General features: G+C 48.5%; 1 rRNA gene. It reads left to right on the top strand.

Features of this window, described 5'->3' with window-relative positions:
* Positions 1-164: 164 nt before the first annotated feature.
* Positions 165-3,091 (top strand): 23S ribosomal RNA (locus CD129_RS00225).
* Positions 3,092-3,164 lie beyond the last annotated feature (73 nt).

Here is a 3,164-nt window from a genome sequence, read left to right as displayed (position 1 = left end):
TTGCACATTGAAAACTAGATAAGTAAGCAAATAGATTTTACCAAGCAATAAACCGAGTGAATTTCTAACGAAATTCAAGCTTAATAATCGCGCGTCGTCTTTTTAGACGACATCACAGATTAATAACAGTTATTTTCTTAAACATTATGTATAAGGAAATATTAGATTAAGTTATTAAGGGCGCACGGTGGATGCCTTGGCACTAGAAGCCGAAGAAGGACGTTACTAACGACGATATGCTTTGGGGAGCTGTAAGTACGCTTTGATCCAGAGATTTCCGAATGGGGAAACCCAGCATGAGTTATGTCATGTTATCCACATATGAATACATAGTATGTGAGAAGGCACACCCGGAGAACTGAAACATCTTAGTACCCGGAGGAAGAGAAAGAAAACTCGATTCCCTGAGTAGCGGCGAGCGAAACGGGAATAGCCCAAACCAACAGGCTTGCCTGTTGGGGTTGTAGGACACTCAATACGGAGTTACAAAGGAAATAATTAGACGAATGGTTTTGGAAAAACCAACCATAGAAGGTAATGGTCCTGTAGTCGAAAGTTATTTCTCTCCTGAGTGGATCCTGAGTACGGCGGAACACGTGTAATTCCGTCGGAATCCGGGAGGACCATCTCCCAAGGCTAAATACTCTCTAGTGACCGATAGTGAACCAGTACCGTGAGGGAAAGGTGAAAAGCACCCCGGAAGGGGAGTGAAATAGAACCTGAAACCGTGTGCTTACAAATAGTCAGAGCCCGTTAATGGGTGATGGCGTGCCTTTTGTAGAATGAACCGGCGAGTTACGATTTGATGCAAGGTTAAGCAGCAAATGTGGAGCCGTAGCGAAAGCGAGTCTGAATAGGGCGAATGAGTATCTGGTCGTAGACCCGAAACCAAGTGATCTACCCATGTCCAGGTTGAAGTTCAGGTAACACTGAATGGAGGACCGAACCGACTTACGTTGAAAAGTGAGCGGATGAGGTGTGGGTAGCGGAGAAATTCCAATCGAACTTGGAGATAGCTGGTTCTCTCCGAAATAGCTTTAGGGCTAGCCTCAAGTGATGATTATTGGAGGTAGAGCACTGTTTGGACGAGGGGCCCCTCTAGGGTTACCGAATTCAGACAAACTCCGAATGCCAAATAATTTAACTTGGGAGTCAGACTATGGGTGATAAGGTCCGTAGTCGAAAGGGAAACAGCCCAGACCACCAGCTAAGGTCCCAAAATATATGTTAAGTGGAAAAGGATGTGGCGTTGCCCAGACAACTAGGATGTTGGCTTAGAAGCAGCCATCATTTAAAGAGTGCGTAATAGCTCACTAGTCGAGTGACACTGCGCCGAAAATGTACCGGGGCTAAACATATTACCGAAGCTGTGGATTATCCGTAAGGATAGTGGTAGGAGAGCGTTCTAAACGTGTTGAAGCATGATCGTAAGGACATGTGGAATGTTTAGAAGTGAGAATGCCGGTGTGAGTAGCGAAAGATGGGTGAGAATCCCATCCACCGATTGACTAAGGTTTCCAGAGGAAGGCTCGTCCGCTCTGGGTTAGTCGGGACCTAAGCCGAGGCCGATAGGCGTAGGCGATGGATAACAGGTAGATATTCCTGTACCACCTATGATTGTTTGAACGATGGGGGGACGCAGTAGGATAGGCGAAGCGTGCTGTTGGAGTGCACGTCCAAGCAACAAGACTGAGTGTTAGGCAAATCCGGCACTTATAAGGTTGAGTTGTGATGGGGAGCTGGATCATGTATCCGGCGAGTCGTTGATTTCACACTGCCAAGAAAAGCCTCTAGTTAGAAAATAGGTGCCCGTACCGCAAACCGACACAGGTAGTCAAGATGAGAATTCTAAGGTGAGCGAGCGAACTCTCGTTAAGGAACTCGGCAAAATGACCCCGTAACTTCGGGAGAAGGGGTGCTTTTTAGGGTGCAAGCCTTGAAGAGCCGCAGTGAATAGGCCCAAGCGACTGTTTATCAAAAACACAGGTCTCTGCTAAACCGTAAGGTGATGTATAGGGGCTGACGCCTGCCCGGTGCTGGAAGGTTAAGAGGAGTGGTTAGCTTCTGCGAAGCTACGAATCGAAGCCCCAGTAAACGGCGGCCGTAACTATAACGGTCCTAAGGTAGCGAAATTCCTTGTCGGGTAAGTTCCGACCCGCACGAAAGGCGTAACGATTTGGGCACTGTCTCAACGAGAGACTCGGTGAAATCATAGTACCTGTGAAGATGCAGGTTACCCGCGACAGGACGGAAAGACCCCGTGGAGCTTTACTGTAGCCTGATATTGAAATTTGGCACAGCTTGTACAGGATAGGTAGGAGCCTTTGAAGCGTGAGCGCTAGCTTACGTGGAGGCGCTGGTGGGATACTACCCTGGCTGTGTTGACTTTCTAACCCGCACCATTTGATCATGGTGGGAGACAGTGTCAGGCGGGCAGTTTGACTGGGGCGGTCGCCTCCTAAAGAGTAACGGAGGCGCTCAAAGGTTCCCTCAGAATGGTTGGAAATCATTCGCAGAGTGTAAAGGCACAAGGGAGCTTGACTGCGAGACTTACAAGTCGAGCAGGGTCGAAAGACGGACTTAGTGATCCGGTGGTTCCGCATGGAAGGGCCATCGCTCAACGGATAAAAGCTACCCCGGGGATAACAGGCTTATCTCCCCCAAGAGTTCACATCGACGGGGAGGTTTGGCACCTCGATGTCGGCTCATCGCATCCTGGGGCTGTAGTCGGTCCCAAGGGTTGGGCTGTTCGCCCATTAAAGCGGTACGCGAGCTGGGTTCAGAACGTCGTGAGACAGTTCGGTCCCTATCCGTCGTGGGCGTAGGAAATTTGAGAGGAGCTGTCCTTAGTACGAGAGGACCGGGATGGACATACCTCTGGTGTACCAGTTGTCGCGCCAGCGGCATAGCTGGGTAGCTATGTATGGACGGGATAAGTGCTGAAAGCATCTAAGCATGAAGCCCCCCTCAAGATGAGATTTCCCAACTTCGGTTATAAGATCCCTCAAAGATGATGAGGTTAATAGGTTCGGGGTGTAAGCGCAGTAATGTGTGTAGCTGACGAATACTAATCGATCGAAGACTTAATCAAAATTTTTAACTCGGTTTAACGCCGTAAAATCTGCTTACTATCTAGTTTTGAATGTGCAATACATTCTAATAGT

Source organism: Mammaliicoccus fleurettii, from assembly GCF_003970575.1.
In the GTDB taxonomy this organism is placed as follows: domain Bacteria; phylum Bacillota; class Bacilli; order Staphylococcales; family Staphylococcaceae; genus Mammaliicoccus; species Mammaliicoccus fleurettii.
The sequence above is the reverse complement of the archived record's forward strand: the minus strand, read 5'-3'. Positions and strand labels throughout refer to the sequence as shown.